We start from the raw sequence: 23,492 nt of genomic DNA on the forward strand, positions 1-23,492 counted from the left end.
TTGCGTTTGCCCCGCACTGTCCGCCATAATTGTACAACAGACATTTTCGCGGGTTTGATTGCAGCCAAGACGATTAGAAGCCGAACGTTCTTTTGGGGAGAGAGCGCACATGCACGCGCCAGTGGCCGGCTCGAAACCGGTTCCCGTGGTCGGCACGGCCTACAGGCCGGATATCGACGGACTGAGAGCTGTCGCAGTCATGTCCGTCGTCGTGTTCCACGCCTTTCCGCATGTGCTTCGCGGCGGCTTCATAGGAGTCGACATCTTCTTCGTCATATCCGGGTTCTTGATCACCTCGATCATCGTTGCGGATCTGGCGAACGGATCATTTCGTGTTCGGACCTTCTACGCTCGTCGCGTCAAGCGCATCTTCCCCGCCCTCATCGTGGTTCTTCTCGCCGCCCTCCTGCTCGGATGCTTTCTTCTGTACACCGACGAATACAAGGAGCTCGGCAAGCAAGTTGCGGCGAGCGCCGGATTTGCCGCGAACCTGCTGTTCTGGAAGGAGGCCAACTATTTCGACCTGGCCGCGGAAACGAAGCCGCTGCTTCACCTATGGTCGCTGGGCATCGAAGAGCAATATTACATCCTCTGGCCGCTGCTGCTGTGGCTGTGCTGGCGGACAAGGAAGCGCGCCCTGCCGTACCTCGTGGGGCTGCTGCTCGTCGGGTCATTTCTGCTGAACATCAAAGCCATGGGCACCAGCCCGACCGAGGCCTTCTACTCCCCGCTCACGCGCGCATGGGAGCTGTTTGCAGGCGGCCTGCTGGCGATCGCGTCGTCCCCATACACCAGGCCGCTCTTCGGCGCTGTCCCTGACGCGGGGCATCGATCACCCATTTCCGATCGGCTCGCGGCGTCGGGAATAGTCCTGTTGGCGGCGAGCCTGATCCTGATTTCGAGAAATACGCCATTTCCCGGGTGGGCAGCACTGCTGCCTGTCGCAGCGACCTGCATGCTCGTCGGCGCCGGGCCGTATAGCTGGGTCGCTCGACGCATTCTCTCGCATCCTTTCCTGGTTGGAATCGGGCTGATCAGCTACCCGCTCTATCTCTGGCATTGGCCTCTGCTCGTCCTGACTCGCGCCTGGATGGGCGAGGCAGGCTCCGCACCGCTTCGATCCGGCGTCATCGCGCTGAGCGCCGGTTTGGCCTGGATCACCTATCGATTTCTGGAACGTCCGATCCGGTTTGGGCAATCGCCCTTGCGGTCGGTCCCACTGCTCTGCGGTGCCTCGGCGACGCTCGCGGGAATCGGCGCCCTGACCATGACCTACGGCTGGACCTTCAAGCCGGGCGATCTGAACAGCTACGCAGCCTATTTCGATTCCTTCCGCACGGGCGTGCCGCCAGCTCGGGAAGAGCTGGTGGAAATCAATCAGAACCAATGCAACTTCTACAACTTCGAGAGTGCGCTTCCCACGCGCGTCCCTCGGGACGGCATCAGCCCGGACTGCTACACCAGCCACTCTCGCAGAGCGGTGCTGCTCTGGGGCGACTCTCATTCGGCGCATCTCTTCCATGGCTTACGGAAGACGCTTCCGTCCGATACGTCCCTGCTGCTCGTTTATGCGTCGGGGTGCCGTCCACACCCGATCGATCTGACCAGACTGACGACCGACTACTGCGAGATGTCCAACTCCTTTGCGCTGTCGACAATCAAAAAGGTCGTTCCTGATGTCGTGGTCATCTCATTCAACAATTCCTTCGATACGGAGTACCTGCGCGAGGTGTCTCGGGACATCAAACGGATCGGCGTGAAACGGGTGATCGTGCTCGGACTGGCGCCTCATTGGGAACCGTTCCTCTTCAAGGTGGTCATGCAGCACTATTGGCAGTTCACACCGGCACGAATCTCGACGCACCTCGACCAGCATGCGCTTGGCATCGACAAGGCATTTCGAGACGAGCTCCAGGCCAACGAACCGTTCGAGTACCAGAGCCTTCATGACTTCTTCTGCAATCGAGAAGGCTGCCTCATCTATCTCGATCGCAACCGGCGCGAGGGTCTCGTGAGCTTCGATAATGCGCACCTGCGACCGCTTGCGTCCCTCTACCTCGCCGAGCACCTGCTCACCCCGTTGATCCAACGCGACGTCCAGCCGAGGACGCGTGACGACGCGCAGCCGCACGGTGGCAGGACGGGGACTCTCGATGACCGGCCAGGAGTGCAGTGAAGATACGGCGCATTGCCGGGGGCGGATCACGAGACGTCCCGCGCAGCCCATCCACGTCCGCCTGCCATCGCCCGACCTGTCCGCTCAAAACCGCCCGCGGCTTGTTCACCGGCTCGATGCGATCGAGAATCTTGCCGAGATCGCGCCTCGCGGACGTCGTAGTCGGTCGGCAGATTGAGGCAGAGCTTCGGCGATGGATCGATGAATATGCATTGAATGCGCCGATCGTCGTTCGGAAAAAGCGGCTTGCGCCGGCCGTTCGTCACGTATAGACGGCGCCTGTCGCGAAAAGCGGCCGTTGCCTGCGGCCGAGTACAAGCCGTCCATCTGCCTTTCTGGCATGGACCGGCCCAGCGTCTCCCACACATCAATCGCCTGACGGATCGTCAGGCTCCAGCGAGCGGTCGCGCGTGTTTGCGCCATCGGCTCGCGTGGACCCGCGCCATGACCAGGGCTGTTGCCGTCATCTATCTCACCATCGTGCTCGATGCCGCCGGCATCGGGCTGATCTTTCCGATCCTGCCGGCGCTGCTGCACGACGTGACCCACACCGGCGACGTGGCGTTCCTTCTCGGCGTCATGACGGCGCTCTACGCCGCGATGCAGTTCATCTGCGCCCCGGTGCTGGGCTCGCTGAGCGATCGGCTCGGCCGGCGCCCGCTGCTGCTGGTCTCGCTGGCCGGCGCCATCGTCAACTACCTGTTCCTGGCCGCTGCGCCCGATCTCTGGATGCTCCTGCTCGGCCGCGCCATCGCCGGCGTCACCAGCGCCAACGTCTCGGTGGCCACGGCCTACATCACCGACGTCTCGCGCGAGGACGAGCGGGCCCGCCGCTTCGGCCTCCTCAATGCGATGTTCGGCATGGGATTCATCATCGGGCCCGTGCTCGGCGGCGCGCTCGGCGACCATTGGCTGCGGCTGCCGTTCGTCGTGGCGGCGGCCTTGAACGGATGCAACGTCCTGCTGGCGTTGCTGATGCTGCCGGAATCGCGACCACCGGACCCTGGCAAGATCGAGATCGCAGTTCTGAACCCGCTGCGGCCACTGCGCTGGGTGTTCGCCGTCAAGAGCCTGCTGCCGGTCGTTCTCCTCTTCTTCCTGTTCAGTGCGACCGGCGAGGCCTATGGCGTCTGCTGGGCGCTGTGGGGCGGCGACGCCTTCCACTGGAGCGGTCTTTGGATCGGCCTGTCGCTCGGCACCTTCGGGGTGTGCCAGATGCTGGCCCAAATATTCCTTCCCGGTCCGGCCGTGAGATTGCTGACCGAGCGCGGCGCCATCCTGACCGGAGTGACCTGTGTCTGCACGGCCCTCACCGCCATGGCGTTCGCCAACCAGAGCTGGATGGTGTTTGGCGCGATGCCGCTGTTCGCGCTCGGCGGCATGGGCATGCCGGCCCTGCAGTCGATCGCCACCCGGCAGGTGGACGCACATTTGCAGGGCCAGTTCCAGGGCGTGCTCGCCGCCACGGTCAGCCTCGCCTCGATCGTTGCGCCGCTCGGCTTCTCGAGCCTGTACTTCGCCGTCAGGGACGAATGGCCCGGGGCGATCTGGCTGTCGGTCGTCGCCATCTACGCGATCGCCATTCCCGTCGTCGTCACGCTGCGCCCGGCCAAGCCGGCGCCTGCGCCCTGATGCGTCGGAACCATCGCCATCGCCGCCCGTTGGCCCGGATGCCTGAGATCGAACTCGCAAAGCCGCTCGTTCGAGCGGTGCAGATCTATCGTCGCGTGGCCAGACACGATCTGGACCAGGGAGCGCGGCGCGCCCTGGCGCGGCATATCCGCGGACTGGCCGAACAAGGCGTGCATGATCCCGGCCGGCTGACCGTGTGCGGCCTCAGCTATCTGCGCAAGCTCGACCGACAACGCGGCTCCGACCAATCCTGATCTGCCGTGCCGGGACGCGGCGGGCGATCGGCCAGCTCGCCGCCCCGCGGTCACGGTGACAGTGCACGAAGCTTGAGATCCCCCTGCCCGCGGACGCGCCAAGCCTCCGGTCCTCAAGCCGCCCGGAATCTTGGCGAGAGCGCCCGCTCACATCTCGAGCGGAACCAGGAACTCCTCGCGCAGAACCTCTCCGGGATGCATCGGCTCGAGCTTCTTGGTCATTACGGCAGCTCTTGAAGCTCGGAGCTAGCAGCTCGAGTCCCCACCGGCCCAGCGGTAGATGCGGTCGCTCAGGGGGCCTGCTCCCATGGGGTTGCTGACCTTGATGGTGACGCGCGAGCCGGAGCCGGACTTTTCGATGCGCGCCGCGACGAAGTAGTTCATCCGGACCCCATAGCTGCCTGCGACCAGGCGAAACTCCGCAAAGCCGCGGTCGCGGTGTAGCTCGCCTTCAGATTCGATCTGTCCCCCGCCCGGGTTGCCCGGATTGCCAAAGACCCGGACGGGCGGATAACAGCGCTTGCCGGTCTCGCTCAAGCGGCGGAAGATCTCCTCGTAACTTTCGGAAAAGCTTTTGCTGTCGGCGACGTCGCGCGAATTCAGGCCCTCCGGCGACATCGCACATCCACCGAGCAGCGCAATGGCAGCCCCCGTCAGCGCCGCACGCAAAGCGAACTTCATTCCCATGAACGATCCCCCAGCGCCCAACGATCGCCTCGCCCCCGAGTAATCACCGTCGTATTCGCGCTACCTGAAAGATACGCGAGTTCCCGTGAACCGTGCAATATGCGACGCGTCGAGACTTGGTGCTTTTGCCCCGAAGATGTCTTGACATGGCGGTCGAAGACCGAGGTTGAGGTCAACCCGCCTGCGGCGATCGTCGTCTATCGGTAGGAGCCGAACGCGGGGACCATCCGCATCGTTTGCGGTGCGCGAAATCAGCGGCGCACCAGTTGGCTCCGATGATGGGCCGGCATACGGAACGATCGCCGCCATCTTCCGTTGACTTCGATGCCTCGGATCGAACTTGCCAAGCCGCTCTCGCGAGCGATGCAGATCTATCGCCGCATGGCCAGACACGATCTGGACCAGAGGACGCGCGGCGCGCGCTGGCGCGGCACATGCGCGGGATGGCCGATCAGGGCGTGCATGATCCCGGCCGGCTGACCGTCTGCGGCTTGAGCTATTTGCGTCAACTCGACCGACAACGCGACCGCGAGCGATCCTGACCTGTCGCGTCGGACACATGGCGATCGATCGTGAGCGGACCGCACCTCCGATCCGCCCGATCGCTTGGCTACATCACGCCTTTCAGTTCAGGCGACTGCGACGGAGATGGCCGGGGCAAGCCCGGCCATGACGACGATGAAATGGCGGGCATGACTTAGATCGACTACGCGATGGCCTTCTCGCGCCCAATCAATCCTCTGCTGGTAGCGACCGCCTCAGTTCGCACTGATCGCGTGCAGATGCATCGCGAGCATCATCGGATCGTGGTGCGGCTCGGCGGAATAGGACGCATGGGCCGTTGCTTGGTCATGGTTCGCGCCGGCATCGGCGCCATTCAGCGCAGCAGCGTCGGCCTGGACATTCGCCAGCACCTGCGCGGCGCCGGCGGCATCACCCAGCTTGGTGAGGCTGGCGGCCGTCTCGGCGGCCACCGCGGAGGCGATCGCGACGGCCTGCTGCGGCGTCTGCACCGGTGCGGCGACCCCGGCGGCGTGCGGGATCTGGGCGAGCAGGGCCTGCGTGTCGGGAGTCGAGATATTGTAGCCGAGCGTCTCCAGCACCACGAGATCGATCGGCGACAGCGTCTGCGACGTGGTCGGATTGTAGAATTCGTTCAAGGGATCGCGGGCGCCCTGGATGCCGGTGTTGAGGAAGTCGGCCGGGTCCGACATCTGGCCGTAATCGGCGATCTTGGTGAGCCCGCCGTCGAGCGAGAAATACGCGGGAGGCGCCGAGCTGATGCTGTTGTTGATCAGATGCTGCCCCGGCTTGGTGAAGTCGAACAGGTCGAAGATGTCGAGATTGCCCGGCGACGGCACCCGTCCCAGCGCATGCGACAGTTCGTGCAGCGCGACGCCGACCAGCGACTGCGTCGGGATGTCGGTGTTGAAGACGGCGAAGCCGTCCTCAGTCGTCGTGCTGTTTGGATCGATGAGCCCGAGCACCTTGGCCTGAGCATTGGCGACGAACACCTGGGAATGGCCCTGCACTGCCCGCCCCGTCGGCAGGTTGTCGAACACCGTGTCGCCGGCCGCCGCGTGGTCCTGCAGATCGGTTCGGAGCTGCGCGTAGCTGGTGAGCACGCCATTGGAGACATTGGCGCCGGCCCCGCCGCCGGTGCCGGCGAAATCGATCGCGAGGTTGACCGTGGCCTGATCGGTGATCGCCGAGGACAGGATCGCCGCCGCCTGCTCGACGCCGGCGCGGAAGCTTTCGGGCGCGGCCGCGGCGGCGGCATCGAAGGTGAGGTTGAAGGTGAGCCCGCCGGTGTGAACCGAGACGGTCTCGGAGCCGTCGGCGTGTACCACCGGATCCGACACCGCGCCGGGCGGCAGCAGCACGACAGGCGAGGCAGCCGCAGCCATATTGGTCGTCGTGTTCTTCGCCGCCGCGGCCGGATCGGGCATCATGAGGCCATCTGAGCTCAGCCCGAGCTGGTCATGGGTCAGCGTGTTCATCAGACGGACTCCTTGATCATGGCCCCCCGCGTCTCCAGCTGCGAGGCGTTCGCAGGCTGCGACCATCATCGGCAAGTGAGTGAAAAGTCTGACGCTGCCGGACCCACTTCGGGGCAGCCGTGCCACGGTTTGGATGCGGCCGGGCGGGCCCGCCATGCTCCTGCCGCGCTGGTCTCGCGCGACGAATGACGGCAATCTGCGGCAGGCGTCCGCGACGGATGCAGCCAACATCATTCAGATCGAGAGCCTCCCATGAAGATGCGCCCGCTCGGCCGTTCCGGCCTCAACGTTCCGCCCCTCTGCTTCGGCTGCAACGTGTTCGGCTGGACGGTGGACGAGGCGGCCTCGTTCCGCCTGCTCGACAAGGTGCTGGAGTCCGGCATCAACTTCCTCGACACGGCGGACGTCTATTCGCGCTGGGTGCCCGGCCACAGCGGCGGCGAGTCCGAGACCATCATCGGCAAATGGATGAAGCTGCGCGGCAATCGCGATCGTGTCATCCTCGCCACCAAGGTCGGCATGGACATGGGCGACGGCAAGGTCGGGCTGAAGGCCGACTACATCGCGCGCGCGGTGGAGGACAGCCTGCGCCGGCTGCAGACCGACGTGATCGATCTCTATCAATCGCACAAGGACGACGAGACGACGCCGCAGGAGGAGACGCTGGCGGCCTATGACAGGCTGATCAAGGCCGGCAAGGTGCGGGTCATCGGCGCCTCGAACTTCTCGGCGGAGCGGCTGCAGGCCGCGCTCGAGCTGTCGGCGAAGAGCGGCTTGCCGCGCTATGAGAGCCTGCAGCCGGAATACAGCCTCGCCGAGCGCGCATCCTACGAAGGCGCGCTGCAACGCGTCTGCGAGAACTACGGCGTCGGCGTCATCACCTTCTTCTCGCTGGCCGCCGGCTTCCTCACCGGCAAGTATCGCTCGGAGGCCGATTTCGGCAAGAGCCCGCGCGGACAGCGCGGCATCCCGAAATACATGAACGAACGCGGCATGCGCATCCTCGCCGCGCTGGACGCGGTCGCAAGGGAGACCGGAGCGCAGCAGGCCTCGATCGCGCTGGCGTGGCTGCTGGCCAAGCCCTCGGTGACGGCGCCGATCGCCAGCGCCACCAGGCCCGAGCACGTCGACACGCTGGTGGCGGCGACGGAGCTCGCGCTGACCGCGGACCAGGTCGCGCGGCTCGACGCGGCGAGCGCGTGAGCGCCGGCGCGCGGCGCCACCATTCAGCGCCAGGCGTGCGACGTTTCGACACGCACGCAGGACGGTCGTTCTCCACCGAACACGGCCTGTGATCGAGGATTCGGCGCGCTCAGCGCCGGTCCCCGATCGCAACACTCGATCACGCTCCTGCACCGCATTTTCAGCACAGCGGTGAAGCGGGCCGGGCGACTTTGCAGCATCTCGCGGATCGCCACCTCACGGCCAAACTTCGGCCGGGATCGAACTGCTAAGTCCACTGTCAATTTAGAATGTATCGAGGAAGCGTTCGGTGAATCGTGTCGCGCGCGTAACTGTTGGCGCATTCCTATTTGCATGTGTTCTGTCATCCCTCGTGGCGCTGTCTGGCAGCGCCCGAGCGCAGCAATTGCCGCAGCGCCCGCCGACCGGCGGCGCCGTCGGTACGCTGCCGGACCGCGAGGCGCTGAACTCCGGCACCGTCACCGTGATCACCGCGCCGATCGGCGGGCCGATGTCGGTCATGGGCTCCGACATGGCCGCGGTGCTCGACGAGGGCGAGAGCCTGCGCGTGCTGCCGATCCTCGGCAGGGGCTCAGCGCAGAACCTCATCGACATCATCATGTTGAAGAACATCGACATGGGCTTCGTCACCACCGACGCGCTGGAATTCGTGAAGACGGAATACAACATTCCAGACATTGCCCAGCGCGTGCGCTACATCGCGCAGCTCTTCCACAACGACGTCCACATCGTCGCGCGGCGCGAGATCCGCTCGCTGGAGGATCTCAATGGACGGCGGGTGTTCGCCGAGCGCTCGATCGGCCTGCCGGCGGCGCGCACGATCTTCCGCCGGCTCGGCATTCGCGCCGACATCGACTCCCAGACCGATCCGACCGGCGGACTGCAGAAGCTGATCGACGGCCAGGGCGACGCCTGGATCGCCTCGGTGTCGAAGGACGCGCCGATCATCAAGGGCATCAAGAACGAGGGCGGCCGGCTGCATCTCTTGACGATCCCCTATGACCACGCGCTGCAGGACATCTATCTGCCGTCGTCGTTCTCGTCCGAGGAATATCCGAACCTGGTGCCGCCGGGCACCAAGGTCGAGACCGTCGCCGCCTCGACCGTGCTGATGGTCTACAATTGGCCGGAGAACAGCGAGCGCTATCGCCGCACGGCGCGGTTCGTCGACGCGCTGTTCGGCAAGATCCAGGTGCTGCAATCGCCGCCGCGGCATCCGAAATGGCGCGATACCGTGCTGTCGGCGCCGGTGCAGGGCCTGGTCCGCTTCAAGGCGGCGCAGGAATGGCTCGATGGCGCTCGCGCCATGCAGTCGCCGGGCCAGGATGCCAACCCGGCCGAATTCCGCAAGTTTCTCGACGAGCGCAAGGCGCAGGCGAGGATGTCGCCGGACGAGGCCGCGCGACTCTACAGCGACTTCCTGAAGTGGCAGCGGAGCAGGGAGCCGCGCTGAGCGCCGAACCGCCGGAAGGAATGTCTCGACATCAGGAGCGCGGCGGCAATCCCGCCTGCTCGGCCGTGCGCCGGACGGCCGGCAATGTCGCATCCGCAGCGCCGCCTTGCGAAGGCGCGGCGCGCGCGAAGCTGAGCTCGACCGTGGTGCCGCCGCCCGGCGTCTCGCGCAGCGCGACGCCGCCCTGATGCGTCGCCATGACCTGCGAGACGATCGAAAGCCCGAGCCCCATGCCTTCGCCGCGAGCGTGGCCGCGCTCGAACGGCCGCAGCAGGCGTTCGGGCTGATCGGATTGCAGGCCGGGCCCCGAATCGATCACGCGCAGGCGCGCCGCGGCGTCGACCTCGACGAGGATCGGACCGCCCGCGCCGGCATGCGCGACCGCATTCCTGATCAGGTTGGAGAGCGCGACCGCGATCGCTGGCTCCGAGCCGCGGATCCGGACCGGCGCATCGCAGCCGGCGAAGCCGATCTCGAGCCCGGAGTGCAGCGCCATCGGCACGTGCTCGGCGGTGACGCGCCGCGCCAACGCGACCAGGTCGATCTCGCCCAGCTCGTCCGGCTCCAGCGAAATCCGCGCCAGTTGCAGCAGCATGGTGACGATCGACGACAGCTTCTGGTTCTCGCCGACCAGTTTCGCGCGCAGGCCGGCATCCGGCACCGCCTCCAGCATGGTGCGGGCGTTGGTCAGCGGGGTCCGCAGCTCGTGGGCGGCATTGGACAGGAAGTTGCGCTGCGCCTCGGCGGCGTGGTCGATGCGCGACAAGGCGCGGTTGAAGGCGGTGACCAGCGGCAGCAATTCGGCCGGCGCGTCCCGCTCGGGCAGCCTTCGGCCGTCGGGCACGCCGTCGATCATCTCGGCCGCGCGTGCGACCGCACGCACCGGGCGGGCGATCAGCGTCGGCACGAACAACAGCGCCGCCAGCACCGTCGCGACCAGGACCAGGATGATCGGAAGCGCGACGATGGTCGCGTCGGTCAAGGTGCCCGTCATCAGCTGCGTCGACGTGTAGGCGACGCCGCCGGTCTCGATCAAGACCTCGCCGACCGGCGTATTGCGGACCGCCATCATCCGTTTCAGGCGCCGGGTCTCGCCGTCGATCGCATAGGCCAGGAAGCTGGTGCCGTTCTGCGACGACGGACCCTTGTGCGGCCGCCATTTCGGAATCGGCCCGTAGCTCACCTCGCCGCTCTTGTCGGAGACGACGTACCAGAACGTCGGGAAGTCCTGCATGATCGTGTCGAGGCGGGGCGTCTGCTTCACGAGCAATTGGCCGCCAGCATCGCGAGCCACGGCCTCCTTCAGCGCGTCGGCAACGTCGGCCGCACCCCACGTGCCGTCATCGTCGCCGCCGAAGCGGATCAGCAAGGCAGCGGCGCAGATCAGCATGATGGTGGTAACGACCGCAATCAGCGTCGCGGAGAGCAGCGTGATGGAGCGGCGGATACGGCTGAGCTTCTGCCACCTCACCTGCGTCACTCGCCGCTCAGGAGATAGCCGAGGCCGCGCACCGGCCTGATCGTCGCCCTGCAATTGGCTTCGCGCAGGCGGCGGCGCAGCCGCGACACATGGGCCTCGATCGCGTTCGACTGGATCTCGTCCTCGAAGCCGTAGGCCGCGGTCTCCAACGTCTCGCGCAGCACCACCCGCCCGCTGCGGCGAACCAGCGCCTCGAGGATCGCCAGTTCGCGCCTGGGCACCACGATCGGCGCCTGGTCGACGCAGACCGCGCGATTGACGATGTCGAAGCCCAGATTGGCGATCGAGACCATCGCGCCGCGGTCGAGAAACAGCCGGCGCAGCACCGCCCTCGCTCGTGCCACCAGCTCGATCGGCTCGAACGGCTTGGCGACGTAGTCGTCCGCGCCCTCGTCGAGCGCACGCGCGATGTCGGCGGGATCGTCGAGCGCCGTCAGCACCACGGTCGCGGGGCTCGGCTTCTGCTGCCGCAGGTCCGGCAATAGCGCCAGCCCGTCGCCGTCCGGTAGTCCGCGGTCAATGACCACGAGCTCGAAATTGCGCACCGCGATCGCCGCCCGCGCCTCGTCGAGCGTCGTGACGATGTCCGACGAGCCGAACGCCGTCGCGAGTGCATCCCGCAGCCAGAGCCCGAGCTGGGGATCGTCCTCAACGACCAGAACGCGCACGCCATCCTCCCGCAACATCGACAATCGGCTGTTCCTATCATTACAGACGGATTACAATAGGATTACGTCGGCGGCATTTTGATACCGTTGTTTTTTCAGCGCTCAATCGAAGTCGACCCGATCTGCCAGGGCTGATCGAGCCTCCATCGCGATATCTCAGTTGCAAGCTGAACGACTTCTCGGCCGGCGCGATTGCGGTGGTATGACGTGCCATGCCGCGATGATACGATTTTCGACGTCAGCCTTTCGTAATCGTCTCGGCCTAGACTGGCATTCAAATACGCGCCGAGGATTCGCCCGCATGAAGCCTGCCGCATGATCGACCGGACATACCGGGCGATCCGCCATTCTTTGTCGGCCGCGGCTGCCGATCGCGCGTCACATCCGTCGCCTCATCATTGATCAACACCGACATGTTCCATGGCTTTGCGTTCTCGACCGTCGCCGAACGGTCGGACTGTCATCCGGCGGCCTGGCGCCGTCCGTTCCTGCGCTGGCTCGACGGCATCGAGGCCGGCTGGGCCGTGCCGCTGCTGCTGGTGTGCTTCGTGGCCGTGTGGACGGCCTATCTCTCGATCGCCTATGCCGGCGCCGGCCTGCATCCCGACGTGATCGAGACCTGGACATTCGGACGGCAGTTCGCCTGGGGCTACGACAAGCATCCGCCACTGATGGGCTGGATCGCCGGCGCCTGGACCGCCGTCTTCCCTCTTTCCGACTGGTCGTTCCACCTGATGGCGATGACCAATGCGGCGCTGGCGCTGTGGTTCGTCGACCTGATTTCGCGCCGCTTCGTCGTCGGGGACAAGCGGGTGATCGTGCTGCTGCTGCTGATGCTGACGCCGGCCTATCAGTTTCACGCGCAGCGCTTCAACGCGAACTCGGTGCAATTGGCGACGTGGCCGCTCGCCACCTACTGCTTCCTGCGCGCATTCGAAACGCGAACGATGCCCTGGGCGGCGGCCGCCGGCCTGACGGCCGCGCTCGCGCTGCTCGGCAAGTACTACTCGATCTTTCTGGTGATGAGCTTCGCATTCGCCGCCATGGCGCATCCGCAGCGACGCGCCTATTTCACCTCGGCGTCGCCATGGATCTCCACGGCCGCAGGCCTCGCCGCACTGTCGATGCATCTCGACTGGCTCGTCGGACACGACGCGCCCATCCAGCATGCGCTGATGCACGCGCGCTCCACCCTGGCGACGTCGTCGCGGGATTCCCTGTTCTTCCTGCTGGGGCTCGCGGCCGCGATGGCCGTGCCGGCTGCCACCTGGCTGATCGTCGCCGGCGCCAGGATCAGGTCTTTCACCACGGAGATGGCCGCGCTGAACGGCGGCCTCCGGCTGTTGTCCTATATCGCCATCGGCACGGTCGGTCTGCCCGTCATCAACGCGCTGATCATGGGTACCGACCTGCCATCGCTATGGGCACTGCAGGGACTGTTCCTGTTCGTCGTGGTGATCGTCTGCGGCGCAGGCTATCCGATCGCGCGCTTCCACACCGTCAACATCGCGGTGCTGACGGCCGGGATCGCCGTCCTGGCTGCGATCGTCGCGGCGCCGCTCCACGCCTTCTACCGCAACAGGCACGGCTATGAGGAAGGCCGCACCTTCTACCAGCAGACCGCGCGGGAAGCGACGCGCCAATGGCGGGAGTTGACGGGCAAGCCGCTCGAGCATGTCGGCGGCACCGAGAGCCTCGCGCTCGCAACTGCCTTCTACAGCGCTGATCATCCCGCTTACGGTCTACCCGTCTCGATCCACAAGACCGGTGCGGACTCTGGCAGCGAAGGCTGGATTTCGCTGTGCTTCCGCGACCAGGCGGATTGCATCGGCGCCGCGGAAGCGGCGGCCGCCCGATCCGGCACCTACGTCAAGCGCGAGTTCGCGGTGCAGGCGCGGCTGCTCGGCTGGACAGGATGCACACGAACGGTGGTGGCATTCCTGGTGACGCGGCCGAAGGAACCATAGGATTGAGGCAACGCCGGACGCGGCAGCCTCGTCAGCGGATCCGAACATTCGGACCAAGGACAAGGTCCCGTATTGGCGGGACCTTGTCCTCGGGCGGCGGTCTCAGTCGTTGTCCCAGGATCCGTCGGAATAGCCGTCCCGGTAGCCGGACAAATAGCCGTCGCCATAGTTGCCGTATTCCGCGTCGTACTCATAGACGCGGTGACGACGATAGACGACCCGCGGCGGCGGATAGTCGTCGTAGCTGTAGACATAGGTGGGCGCGGAACGGGCGGTTGCCGCCGAACCGATCAGGGCTCCGATCGCCAGACCTCCGACGACGCCAGCGGCGACCGCCGCTCCGCGATTCCCGCCAGCGTTGGCCGGCGTGGCGATCGTGCCAGCGATGGTCGAGGCCATGATCATAAGCGCGCAAATTCGTTTCATTGGGTTCTCCTTGCGATCGGCTCAGCCATCGCTGCGGGAGACTCGTGTCTGCGGCTTACCGCATCATTACAGACGGCGGATGGCAGATGCACAACGAACATGTGAGCGCGAGCACCGCCGCGAGGTCCATCATGGCAGGCCATTCGGACGTGTGGGGCTGGGACACAAACCGAACGGCCTGCTCACTGGACTCCGACGACGTTCGAAGCCATGCGGCGCCAGATCATGATGGAAGGTGCCGCAGGTGGGACGGAGCCGACCTGATCAGGCCGGGCTTTCGGGTCTGCGGCGGCGCTCCAATGTCCTTCCGATCGAACGCCACATCGAGAGACGGCGAGCAATGGCTCATCATGACACGCTGTCGATGGCAAACCGATGTGACCTCGATCAAGGACGCGTTGAAGCTAGCGTCACGGCCTTACCGCAGGATTACAGTACGACGCGGATGATCCGGGCATCTCACCAGTGCATGGCCGGGAAGAATTCCAAGGGCGGCCGTGCCGATGGCCTCCGCGCTGAACACAGCGCGCGCGAGGAGCGGGATTCGATGTGATGGACGACAACGGGCCCGACAGCGCGCTGATGTGCTTCACGTTCCGACCGCGCAACGGCGATGTAGTTCCGTATGAGCGGCGGCGATTCAGAGCGTCCGGTGCGCGCGCTCACCGCGGCGTCGGAGATATCGCACCCGCCTCATGCCCGCCCAGGAAACTCCGCAGTTCCGCCGGCGTGCGCGCGACGCGACGAGCGTTGCGCAGATCGCTCAGTTTCTTTCCCGCGCGACGCGAAGCGAAATCAGCAGGCATCGCGCTGGAATTGTTGTGCGGCTCCGCCGCCATCTGCTAGGGAGTGCGGCATCGCGCGATCAGCCGGTTGGGAGAGTGGGTGTCTCTGACACGCGAACGAATCGAAGGGCTCGCGCCTGATCAGGCCTCACTCGCCGCAGCGCTGAAGCTCGTGAAGCCTGCCAACTGGCCAATGCTGGCCGCGAGCAGCGATGCCGAGGTGCTGTGGGGCGAATGCCAGGGCTCCGGCGCGACGCCGTATCGCGTGGTCGCCGCGGCCGACGGCAGCGGCTACAAATGCACCTGCCCGAGCCGCAAGTTTCCCTGCAAGCACGTGCTGGCGGTGCTGTGGCAGCGGGTCGACAAGCCCGAGCGGTTCGAGACCACCAACCCGCCGCAATGGGTCGAGGATTGGAGCGCGCGGCGGCGCGGCTCGAGCGGCCGCGCGCCGGGCAAGCCCAAGCCGGAGGGCGACGATGCGGGCGCGCCACCGTCGCTCGATGCTGCCCTGGCAGAGGCCGCGACGATTGCTCCCGCCGACCCAAAGGCTGCCGCGCGCGCCGAGGCGCAGCGCGAGCGGATCAGGGCCGAGCGCGAGGCGGCGATCCTCGCCGGACTCGACGAGCTGGAGCGCTGGATCGCGGATCAGCTCACCCAGGGGCTTGCCGATTTCGCCGCCCGCGGCGCGTCCGCCGCGGGCACGCTGTCGACGCGACTGGTCGACGCCAAGGCCGGCGGCCTCGCTGCGCGGCTCGACCAGCTCTCATCCGAACTGTATCGCGTCGGAGAGGATCGCCGCGCCGATCTCGCCATCGAGCAGCTCGGCATCATGTCCCTGATCGCCTCAGCCTACCGGCATCAGGACCGGCTGCCGGCACCGCTGCGCGAGGATGTCCGACGCGCGGTCGGCTGGTCGCTGCGCCGCGAGGAGCTGCTGGCGGACGCCACGGCCCCGCGCGCGAGCAGCGTGTGGATCGTTGCCGCCAACCTGTCCGAAGTGCAGCCGGACAAGCTGCGCAGGCTGGAGACGTGGCTCGTCAACACGGGCGATGACCCCGGCCAGCCGCGCGCCGCGGTGCTGATCGATTTCGTGCCGGTGTCCGGCGGCGGCGCCGGATTTCCGTTCGCGCCGGGGGAGATCATCGACGGCGAGGTCGTGTTCTATCCGTCGGCCGCGCCGTTGCGCGGGCTGCTGGCGAGCCGCAAGACGGCGGCGACCGCGACCTGGCCGCGGCCATCGCCGGGGCTTGCCCCAGCGCTGCAGGACTACACGGCGCGGCTCGCCGCGCTGCCGTGGCTCGATCGCTGGCCGCTGCTGCTCGCGGGCGTCACGCTTCACACCGCGGGAAAGGGTGCGCTCGTCATCGCCGACAAGGCCGGAGCTGCGATCGCGGTGGAGCGCGGCCAGTTCGACCAACTGACGCCGCTGCTCGGCCTCGAGGACCTGTCGCTGCTGTGTCTGTGGGACGGCCGCATTGCGCAGGTGCTGGCCGCCGAAACGGCGCTCGGCCGCTGGCATCACGAGGGCTGACGATGGCGAGCGCGATCGATCCCCAGAGCCATGCCCGCCTGCGCCAATCCTTCCTGCTTGGCCTGGCGCGGCAGCCCTTGACGACGCCGCCGGCGCTGGCCGAACTGTTGCCACACGGACGCGAGCCTGCGCTGCCACTCCTTGCGCTGGCCGCGCAATGGCAGCGCTTCGCCGGCGCCGCGGCGCCTGTCGCCGATCCCGTCCCGGACGCCGCCCTGCGGCTGCACCAGGACGCGCGGCCCATCCTGCCCGAGGCGGCGCGGCGCGCGCTCAAGGCATTGGCGCGCAGCGTCGAGAAGTCGCTGGCGTCGAGCGCCTTGCCGCTCGCGCTGCGCCGTATCCAGGCCGCCGGCTGCCGGCTGCATCCGTTCGATCTGCCGGATTTCGTGCCGCACATCAAAGCCAATGCCGAGGACCAGGGCCTCGCCGAGCGCGCTTATCTGGCGCTGATCGCCTCCGACGCCGATGACGATGCCACCAAGGGCCTGTTCTTCGAACGCATCACCATGGAGAACTGGACCACCTTCCCGAAGACGCAGCGCCGCGCCTTCGTGGCGGAGCAGCGCCGCAACAATCCCGCCGACGGCCGCGCGCTGATCGAATCGGTCTGGAAGAGCGAGCCCGCGCCGGTCCGCGCTGCGCTGCTCGATGCACTGATGGTCGGCCTCGGCTCCGATGACCGGCCGTTTCTGGAGAGCCTGAGCGCCGATCGCGCCGACAGCGTCAAGCAGATCGCCGCACAGCTCCTGACCCGGATCGCCGAACGCACCGAGCACGGCGCCCGGCTGACCGAGGCCGCGCGGTGCTTCCAGCGCGCGGGCTCGTTGCTGGCCAAGATCGGCCTCGGCGCGGCGTCGACAGTGACCTTCAAGCTGCCGGCCGACGGCCTGAAATGGCAGGAGGCCGAGGCGTTGCGCGAGCGGCTGTTCGGCGGGCTGCGGCTCACCGCGCTCGCCACGGCGGTAAGCGCGCCGCCCGAGGCGCTGATCGCTTCACTGCCGCCGTCCGAGCACCGCGTGCTCACGCTGCTGATGGATGCCGCCGCGGCCGAGGGCGATGACGACACCGTGCTGCGCATCATCGGCGCGCGCCTCTGCGGCGGTGACGCACTGCACGGATATGCGCTGATGTCCTTGGCGGCGAAGGCCCGCCAGCCGCTCGCGCCGCAGGTCGCCGAACGCGTGCTCGCATCGCCGGCCTGGCAGAAGGCGATTCAGGACCTCGCCGACGCGACGACGCCGGCGGCGCAGAAGGACGACGGCCGGCTGGTGCTCATGGCTGCGCTGATGCCGCGCGCGACGATGCCCGCCTTCGTCGCCACGCTCACCCCGCTGTCCCCCGCGACCGCGCGCGCGGCCAAGGATTTCACCGACCTCGTTCTCGCGTTGCCGACGTAACGCACCATCAAACAGTCCGGAGCACGCCCATGACAAACGCTGATGCGAGCCCAAGCGACGGCCAGCTGCGCCGCTCCGCAGAAGCATTGCATGCCCACGAGCTCGAGGCGTTGGCGCAGGAGGACACGCGGGCGCGGCCGGCGCAATGGCGGCTGTCGCCACAGGCGGTCGTGACCTATCTGATGGGCGGCCGCACCAAATCGGGCGTCGAGATCACGCCGAAATATATCGGCAACCGCCGGCTGATCGAGACCGCGGTGGCGACGCTCGCGACCGACCGCGCGCTGTTGATCCTCGGCGTGCCCGGCACGGCGAAGTCGTGGGTCTCCGAACATCTCGCCGCCGCGATCTCCGGCTCGTCCGAGCTGATCGTGCAATGCACGGCCGGCACCGACGAGAACCAGATCCGCTACGGCTGGAACTACGCGCTGCTACTAGCCAAGGGCCCCTCGCGCGAGGCCATGGTGGCGACGCCCTTGATGCGCGCGATGGAAGCGGGGCGGATCGTACGCTTCGAGGAGCTGACCCGCATGCCGTCGGACGTGCAGGACACGCTGATCACGGTGCTGTCGGAGAAGCTGATGCCGATCGCGGAGATCAACGACGCCGTTCACGCCCGGCGCGGCTTCAACATGATCGCGACGGCGAATGCGCGCGACAAGGGCGTCAACGAATTGTCCTCGGCGCTGAAGCGGCGCTTCAACGTCGTGGTGCTGCCGCTGCCGGCCGACCTCGATGAGGAGGTGAGGATCGTCACCAAGCGCGTCGGCGAAATCGGCGGCGGCCTCGAGCTGCCGAAGATCGCGCCGGCCGACCAGGAGATCATGCGCATCGTCACGGTGTTCCGCGAGCTGCGCGACGGCCAGACGCTCGACGGCCGGCTCAAGCTGAAGTCGCCGTCGGGCTCGCTGTCGACGGCGGAGGCCATCGCGGTGACCATCGGCGCCTGGGCGGAAGCCGGCCATTTCGGCTCCGGCGTGATCGATGCGCAGAGCATGGCGGCGAACCTCGTCGGCGCCATCGTCAAGGATCCGGTGCAGGACAAGGTCGTGCTGCAGGAATATCTCGAAACGGTGGTGCGCGAGCGCAAGCCGTGGGCCGATCTGTACGGCGCGATCCGCGACGTGATCTGACATGGCCGCGCCGCAGCACGATCGCCTGCATCTGCTCGGCATCCGGCATCACGGGCCGGGATCGGCGCGCGCCGTGCTATCAGCGCTGGACGCGGCCGATCCGGCCGTGGTGCTGATCGAAGGGCCGCCGGATGCCGATGAGCTGATCGCGTTCGCCGCCTCGCCCGCGATGGCGCCGCCGATCGCGCTGCTGGTCCACGCCCAGGACGATGCCGCCAATGCGAGCTTCTTTCCGTTCGCGCTGTTCTCGCCCGAATGGCAGGCGATCCGCTGGGCGCTGGCGAGGGGACGGCCGGTCCGCTTCATCGACCTGCCGGCGTCCTACCGCCTCGCCGAACGGGCCAAGCCGAAGCAGCCGGAGGGCAATGAAAGCGAGGCCGCGCCGGAGGACGCCGATGCGCCTGCGCCAGATGAGCCGGACACGGTCGATCCTGAGCTGGCGCAGATCCGGCGCGATCCGCTGGCCTATCTCGCCACCCTTGCCGGCTATGACGACAGCGAGTCCTGGTGGAATGCGATCGTCGAACAGGGGGCGCATGGTCCGGAGATTTTTGCCGCGCTGGAAGCCGCGATCGCGGCGTTGCGCGAGAAGATCGATCCGCTGCGCTACCAGCCTGCCGATGAAGCCCGGCGCGAGCTGCGCCGCGAAGCGCATATGCGCTTGGAAATCGCGGCGGCGCTCGGCGAGCAGGACGGGGCCGTTGCCGTCATCTGCGGCGCCTGGCACGTGCCGGCACTGCGGCGGAAAGTGGCGCTGAAGGATGATCGCGCGCTGCTGAAGGGGCTGCCGCAGGTCAAGGTCACCGCCACCTGGGTGCCGTGGACGGAGACGCGCCTCGCGGCCGCGTCCGGCTATGGCGCCGGCGTAATTTCGCCGGGCTGGTACGCGCATCTGTGGCAGGGACTGCAGCACGGCCAGGCCGCCGCGCTCGACGCCACCGGCTTCACGACCCGCTGGCAGGCCCGTGTTGCGGAGCTGCTGCGGCGGCACGGGCGGCCGGCATCGACGGCATCTGTCATCGAGGCGTCCCGGCTCGCGATCACGCTGGCCGCGTTGCGCGACGTCGCTTTGCCGGGATTGGCCGAGATGCGCGAGGCGAGCCTTGCAACGCTCTGCGAGGGCGAGACGGCGCCGTTCCGCCTGATCGAGCAGCAGCTCATCATCGGGCAACGTGTCGGCGAGATCGACGACAGCGTGCCGCAGATGCCGCTCGCCGCCGATCTCGCGCGCTGGCAGCGCAAGCTGAAGCTGAAGCCCGAGGCGCTCGACACCGACATCGCGCTCGACCTGCGCAGCGAGGCCGGGCTTGCCAAGTCGCAGCTCCTGCACCGGCTGGGCCTGATCCAGGTGCCGTGGGGACGGTTGCAGGGATCGGGACAGAGCCGCGGCACCTTTCGCGAGAACTGGCGCCTGCGCTGGGAGCCGGAATTCTCAGTGCGTCTCGTCGAGGCGCTGGTGCACGGCACCACCGTCGCGCAGGCTGCGGGCAATGCCGCCGTCACCCACGCACAGGCGGCGACCTCGTTGAACACCGTCGCGGCCATCGTGCGCGGCTGTCTCGAAGCGGGTCTGAGCGAGGCGGCCGAGACGACGATCGCGCTGCTGCAGCAGCGCTCGGCCGCGACAAGCGATGTTGCCGATCTCACCGAGGCCGTGCCGCCGCTCGCCGAAATCCTGCGCTACGGCACCGCACGGGCGCTGCCGACCGAGGCGCTGCGCCTGCTGGTGACCAGCCTCGTCGAGGCGATCTGTGCCGGCCTCGTCTATGCCTGCCGCAGCCTGCAGGCCGACGTCGCCGCCGATCTCCGCGGCAGGCTGGCGCGGCTCGACGTCGCGATCGGACTGATCGAGGATCGCGGCCTGCGCGACGGCTGGAGCCGCGCGCTGCTGCACGTCGCCGCCGATGCGGCGGCGCATCCGCTGTTGAAGGGCCTGGCGAACCGCGTGCTGTACGATCAGGGCATCGTGTCACCGGAGCAGACCGCGCTGGCACTGTCGCGCGCGCTGTCCCACAGCGTGCCGACGCTGGAGGCCGGCGACTGGCTCGACGGGTTTCTCGGCCAGAGCGGCCAGGTGCTGCTGCACGACCAGATGCTGCGCCGGATCATCGACGGCTGGCTGGCTGCGATCGACGACGAGGCGTTCAACAACCTGCTGCCGGTGATGCGCCGTGCCTTCGCGAGCTTCGACCGCAACGAGCGGCGGCGCCTGCTGGACGAACTGGCCAGGCAGCGGCCGCTGGCCGTCGGCTCCACCTCCGACGCCAGCCCGCTGCTGCCGCCCGCGCCGCTGCCGGCCACCGCCGCCGGCTTCGACGCGGCCCTGCCCTTGCTGCTGACCATCCTCGGCGCCGACCGGCCGATCAAGGAGGCCAATCGATGAGCGACGACGCTGATGCCGAGCGCAACCGCCGCTGGCGCCTCGTGCTTGGCGGCGACGACCAGGCCGGCCTGTCCGATCGCGATCGGCGCCTCGATGCGGCACTGGCCGGACTCTATGACGCCGGCTCCGGCGGCAAGCGCGGCGGCGGCCGACGCGGCGGTCTCGGCGGCTCGGCGCCGCGCGTCGCGAGCTGGCTCGGCGACATCAGGGAGTTCTTTCCGGCACCGGTCGTGCAGGTGATCCAGAAGGACGCGTTCGAGCGGCTCGGCCTGAAGGAGATGCTGCTGCAGCCTGAGTTTCTCGCAGCCCTCGAAGCCGACGTGCATCTCGTCGCCGACCTCATGGCGCTGCGCTCGGTGATGCCGGAGAAGACCAAGTCGACGGCGCGCCAAGTCGTCGCCAAGGTCGTCAAGGAGCTGATGGAAAAGCTCGATGCCCGCACCACCGAGACGATCCGCGGTGCGGTCGACCGCCGCCGCCGCACCCGCCGACCGCGCGCCGGCGACATCGACTGGCCGCGCACGATCGGCAAGAACCTGCGCCACTGGCAGGCCGAGCATCGCACCATCGTACCGGAGACATTGATCGGGCACGCGCGCGCCGCGCGCCGGACCAATCTTGAGGAGGTGATCCTGTGCGTCGACCAGTCGGGCTCGATGGGCACCTCCGTCGTCTACTCCTCGATCTTCGCCGCGGTGCTGGCCTCGATCCCGGCGATCGCGATGAAGCTCGTGGTGTTCGACACCAACATCATCGACCTCACCGAGGAGCTGGCCGATCCGGTCGAGGTGCTGTTCTCGGTGCAGCTCGGCGGCGGCACCGACATCAACCAGGCGCTGGCCTACTGCGAGCGCCTGGTGCGCGAGCCGGCGCGCACGCACATGGTGCTGATCAGCGACCTCATCGAGGGCGGCATCGCCGAGCAGATGCTGGCCCGCGCCAAGGCGCTGGTCTCGTCGGGCGTCAACCTGATCGTGCTGCTCGCGCTCAACGACGACGGCCGCCCGGCCTACGACGCCAAGCACGCCGCGATCCTGGCCGCGCTCGGCTGTCCGGTGTTCGCCTGCACGCCGCATCAGTTTCCGGAGTTGATGGCAACCGCGCTGAAGCGCCAGGACATCTGGTCGTGGGCCGCAGCACAGGACATCAAGCTGGTGCGGCCCGAGGACGGCGTACCGGGCGTGTAAATGAAGCGTCTCGTTCTGTCATGCATCCTGCTGCTCGGGCGCTACGCTGTTCTGCCGGTCGTCGCGCTGGCCGCCGGATTGCTGTTCATCTGGCTGATCGCGCTGGACGACTACACGAGAGTTGCGCTCATCACCGCCCCCATCATGTTCTGCGTGGTCGCGGCCGCCGTCGCGCTGGCGCTCGGAATTCTTTTCGTGCCGGCCCGGCGCGAGCGGAGCAACGTCCTGGACGAAGCAATGGCGCCCGCGCTCTGGCGGATCTGGCAGGAGCTCGATCCAGCCTTCGCCAAGCCGACGCGCACGCTGCGGTTCGACGCCGAGTTCAATGCGTCGATCAGCGAAGCGCGCGGCTATGCCGGCATCTTCCGCCAGCACGTCACGATGACCGTCGGACTGCCGCTGCTGATGATCCTCGACGAGCGGGCAATCCGCGCCACCATCGCCCACGAGGTTGCCCATGCCGAGCTGCGTCACATCACCGGGGCCGGCAATCTGTTCGACTTTCTGCGCGCCTGCGAGAACGTTCTGCATTATGCGAACCCCGATCGCACCATCACCGGCCGGATTGCAGCACGGCTGCTGCGTGCCGTGCTTGGATGGGTCAACAGGGAGTATCTCGCACTCTCACGTCAGAATGAGCTGGCCGCCGACCGGCGCGCGGCCGCGCTTATGGGACCATCCGAGATGGCGCGATCGCTCGTGCTGATCGCCGGTGGCGTGGCACGACTGCGCGAGCTGGTGTTCTCTCCCTTGGAGACCGACATGCTCGGCGCCATCAGCCTGCCGGCGACGCCGCTGCAGCGCATGTCGACCCATCTCGTCGACATCCGCGACCATGATGCGCTCACCGCTGCTGCGGCCAAGACGATCGAGGAGGAGTCCATGGAGGACCCGAACTCGACCCACCCGCCGCTCCGTGCGAGCCTTGCCAATCTGGGCTGTGCCACGCTCCCCGCGGTCGATCCGATCGAGGCCCCGGCCATCGCGCGACTGCTCTCACCGGATGCGGCGCGCGACCTTTCGGCCCAACTCGACGCCGAGTGGCGCAAATTGGCACAGACCAGGGTCCGTCTTGGAGGCTGATATTCAGCATACCTGCCGGCGACGCCTGCCCCCGTGGAACTCGGCGC

Annotated in this window: 17 protein-coding genes; 12 read left to right on the forward strand and 5 right to left on the reverse strand. The window is 67.3% G+C overall.

Translation table 11 applies throughout. The features are described from left to right. Nucleotides 1-109 precede the first annotated feature (109 nt). The 3 genes from ACQR03_RS17295 (at nucleotide 110) to ACQR03_RS17305 (ending at nucleotide 4,062) form a co-directional block, all read left to right on the forward strand. Nucleotides 110-2,176, forward strand: a complete 2,067-nt coding sequence (locus ACQR03_RS17295; RefSeq protein WP_434841768.1) for an acyltransferase family protein — start codon at nucleotides 110-112, stop codon at nucleotides 2,174-2,176. A 444-nt stretch (nucleotides 2,177-2,620) separates the two neighbouring features. After that, on the forward strand, nucleotides 2,621-3,808 hold the full coding sequence (locus ACQR03_RS17300; protein WP_434841769.1) for a TCR/Tet family MFS transporter: 1,188 nt from the start codon (nucleotides 2,621-2,623) through the stop codon (nucleotides 3,806-3,808). A gap of 38 nt (nucleotides 3,809-3,846) precedes the next feature. Then, on the forward strand, nucleotides 3,847-4,062 hold the full coding sequence (locus tag ACQR03_RS17305) for a hypothetical protein (RefSeq protein ID WP_434841770.1): 216 nt from the start codon (nucleotides 3,847-3,849) through the stop codon (nucleotides 4,060-4,062). 246 nt (nucleotides 4,063-4,308) lie between these two features. Here the strand turns inward: ACQR03_RS17305 and ACQR03_RS17310 are convergent, their stop codons facing one another. Next, the gene (locus tag ACQR03_RS17310; RefSeq protein WP_434841771.1) at nucleotides 4,309-4,749 is read right to left on the reverse strand and encodes a hypothetical protein; all 441 of its coding nucleotides are present in this window, start codon (nucleotides 4,747-4,749) and stop codon (nucleotides 4,309-4,311) included. A 758-nt stretch (nucleotides 4,750-5,507) separates the two neighbouring features. After that, complete coding sequence (locus ACQR03_RS17315; RefSeq protein ID WP_316172735.1) at nucleotides 5,508-6,749, reverse strand: NF038122 family metalloprotease; 1,242 nt, start codon at nucleotides 6,747-6,749, stop codon at nucleotides 5,508-5,510. 252 nt (nucleotides 6,750-7,001) lie between these two features. On the opposite strand from ACQR03_RS17315, the gene ACQR03_RS17320 reads away from it, so the two are divergent. Continuing rightward, complete coding sequence (locus ACQR03_RS17320) at nucleotides 7,002-7,952, forward strand: aldo/keto reductase (protein WP_315715410.1); 951 nt, start codon at nucleotides 7,002-7,004, stop codon at nucleotides 7,950-7,952. A 340-nt stretch (nucleotides 7,953-8,292) separates the two neighbouring features. Then, nucleotides 8,293-9,405 carry a TAXI family TRAP transporter solute-binding subunit gene (locus tag ACQR03_RS17325; RefSeq protein ID WP_409999215.1) on the forward strand — a complete coding sequence of 371 codons (1,113 nt, stop codon included), beginning with the start codon at nucleotides 8,293-8,295 and terminating at the stop codon, nucleotides 9,403-9,405. A gap of 31 nt (nucleotides 9,406-9,436) precedes the next feature. Here the strand turns inward: ACQR03_RS17325 and ACQR03_RS17330 are convergent, their stop codons facing one another. Then, a complete protein-coding gene (locus tag ACQR03_RS17330; RefSeq protein ID WP_316172737.1) occupies nucleotides 9,437-10,885 on the reverse strand; it encodes a sensor histidine kinase in 1,449 nt (482 codons plus the stop codon). Next, the gene (locus tag ACQR03_RS17335) at nucleotides 10,882-11,553 is read right to left on the reverse strand and encodes a response regulator transcription factor (protein WP_315715407.1); all 672 of its coding nucleotides are present in this window, start codon (nucleotides 11,551-11,553) and stop codon (nucleotides 10,882-10,884) included. The genes ACQR03_RS17330 and ACQR03_RS17335 overlap by 4 nt, the downstream gene beginning before the upstream one ends. A gap of 413 nt (nucleotides 11,554-11,966) precedes the next feature. Here ACQR03_RS17335 and ACQR03_RS17340 point away from each other — a divergent pair, with 413 nt between their 5' ends. Then, entirely contained in the window at nucleotides 11,967-13,520 is a 1,554-nt protein-coding gene (locus tag ACQR03_RS17340) for a glycosyltransferase family 39 protein (RefSeq protein ID WP_434841772.1), read from the forward strand. A 102-nt stretch (nucleotides 13,521-13,622) separates the two neighbouring features. Here the strand turns inward: ACQR03_RS17340 and ACQR03_RS17345 are convergent, their stop codons facing one another. After that, a complete protein-coding gene (locus ACQR03_RS17345; RefSeq protein ID WP_315715405.1) occupies nucleotides 13,623-13,946 on the reverse strand; it encodes a hypothetical protein in 324 nt (107 codons plus the stop codon). An 885-nt stretch (nucleotides 13,947-14,831) separates the two neighbouring features. Here ACQR03_RS17345 and ACQR03_RS17350 point away from each other — a divergent pair. From ACQR03_RS17350 to ACQR03_RS17375, 6 genes are read left to right on the forward strand one after another with little or no spacing between them, the layout of a single operon-like run. Further along, nucleotides 14,832-16,262, forward strand: a complete 1,431-nt coding sequence (locus tag ACQR03_RS17350; protein WP_434841773.1) for an SWIM zinc finger family protein — start codon at nucleotides 14,832-14,834, stop codon at nucleotides 16,260-16,262. Between the two features lie 2 nt (nucleotides 16,263-16,264). Beyond that, a complete protein-coding gene (locus tag ACQR03_RS17355; protein WP_315825875.1) occupies nucleotides 16,265-17,659 on the forward strand; it encodes a DUF5691 domain-containing protein in 1,395 nt (464 codons plus the stop codon). Nucleotides 17,660-17,688: 29 nt separating this feature from the next. Further along, nucleotides 17,689-18,792, forward strand: coding sequence for an ATP-binding protein (locus ACQR03_RS17360; protein ID WP_315825874.1), 1,104 nt, complete (start codon nucleotides 17,689-17,691; stop codon nucleotides 18,790-18,792). A 1-nt stretch (nucleotide 18,793) separates the two neighbouring features. Beyond that, on the forward strand, nucleotides 18,794-21,175 hold the full coding sequence (locus tag ACQR03_RS17365) for a DUF5682 family protein (RefSeq protein ID WP_434841774.1): 2,382 nt from the start codon (nucleotides 18,794-18,796) through the stop codon (nucleotides 21,173-21,175). Further along, nucleotides 21,172-22,362 carry a vWA domain-containing protein gene (locus ACQR03_RS17370; RefSeq protein WP_315752196.1) on the forward strand — a complete coding sequence of 397 codons (1,191 nt, stop codon included), beginning with the start codon at nucleotides 21,172-21,174 and terminating at the stop codon, nucleotides 22,360-22,362. The genes ACQR03_RS17365 and ACQR03_RS17370 overlap by 4 nt, the downstream gene beginning before the upstream one ends. Continuing rightward, nucleotides 22,363-23,445, forward strand: a complete 1,083-nt coding sequence (locus ACQR03_RS17375) for a M48 family metalloprotease (protein ID WP_434841775.1) — start codon at nucleotides 22,363-22,365, stop codon at nucleotides 23,443-23,445. It begins immediately after the preceding gene. The last annotated feature ends 47 nt before the right edge of the window (nucleotides 23,446-23,492 follow it).

This window comes from Bradyrhizobium sp. HKCCYLS3070 (genome assembly GCF_051167575.1).
In the GTDB taxonomy this organism is placed as follows: domain Bacteria; phylum Pseudomonadota; class Alphaproteobacteria; order Rhizobiales; family Xanthobacteraceae; genus Bradyrhizobium.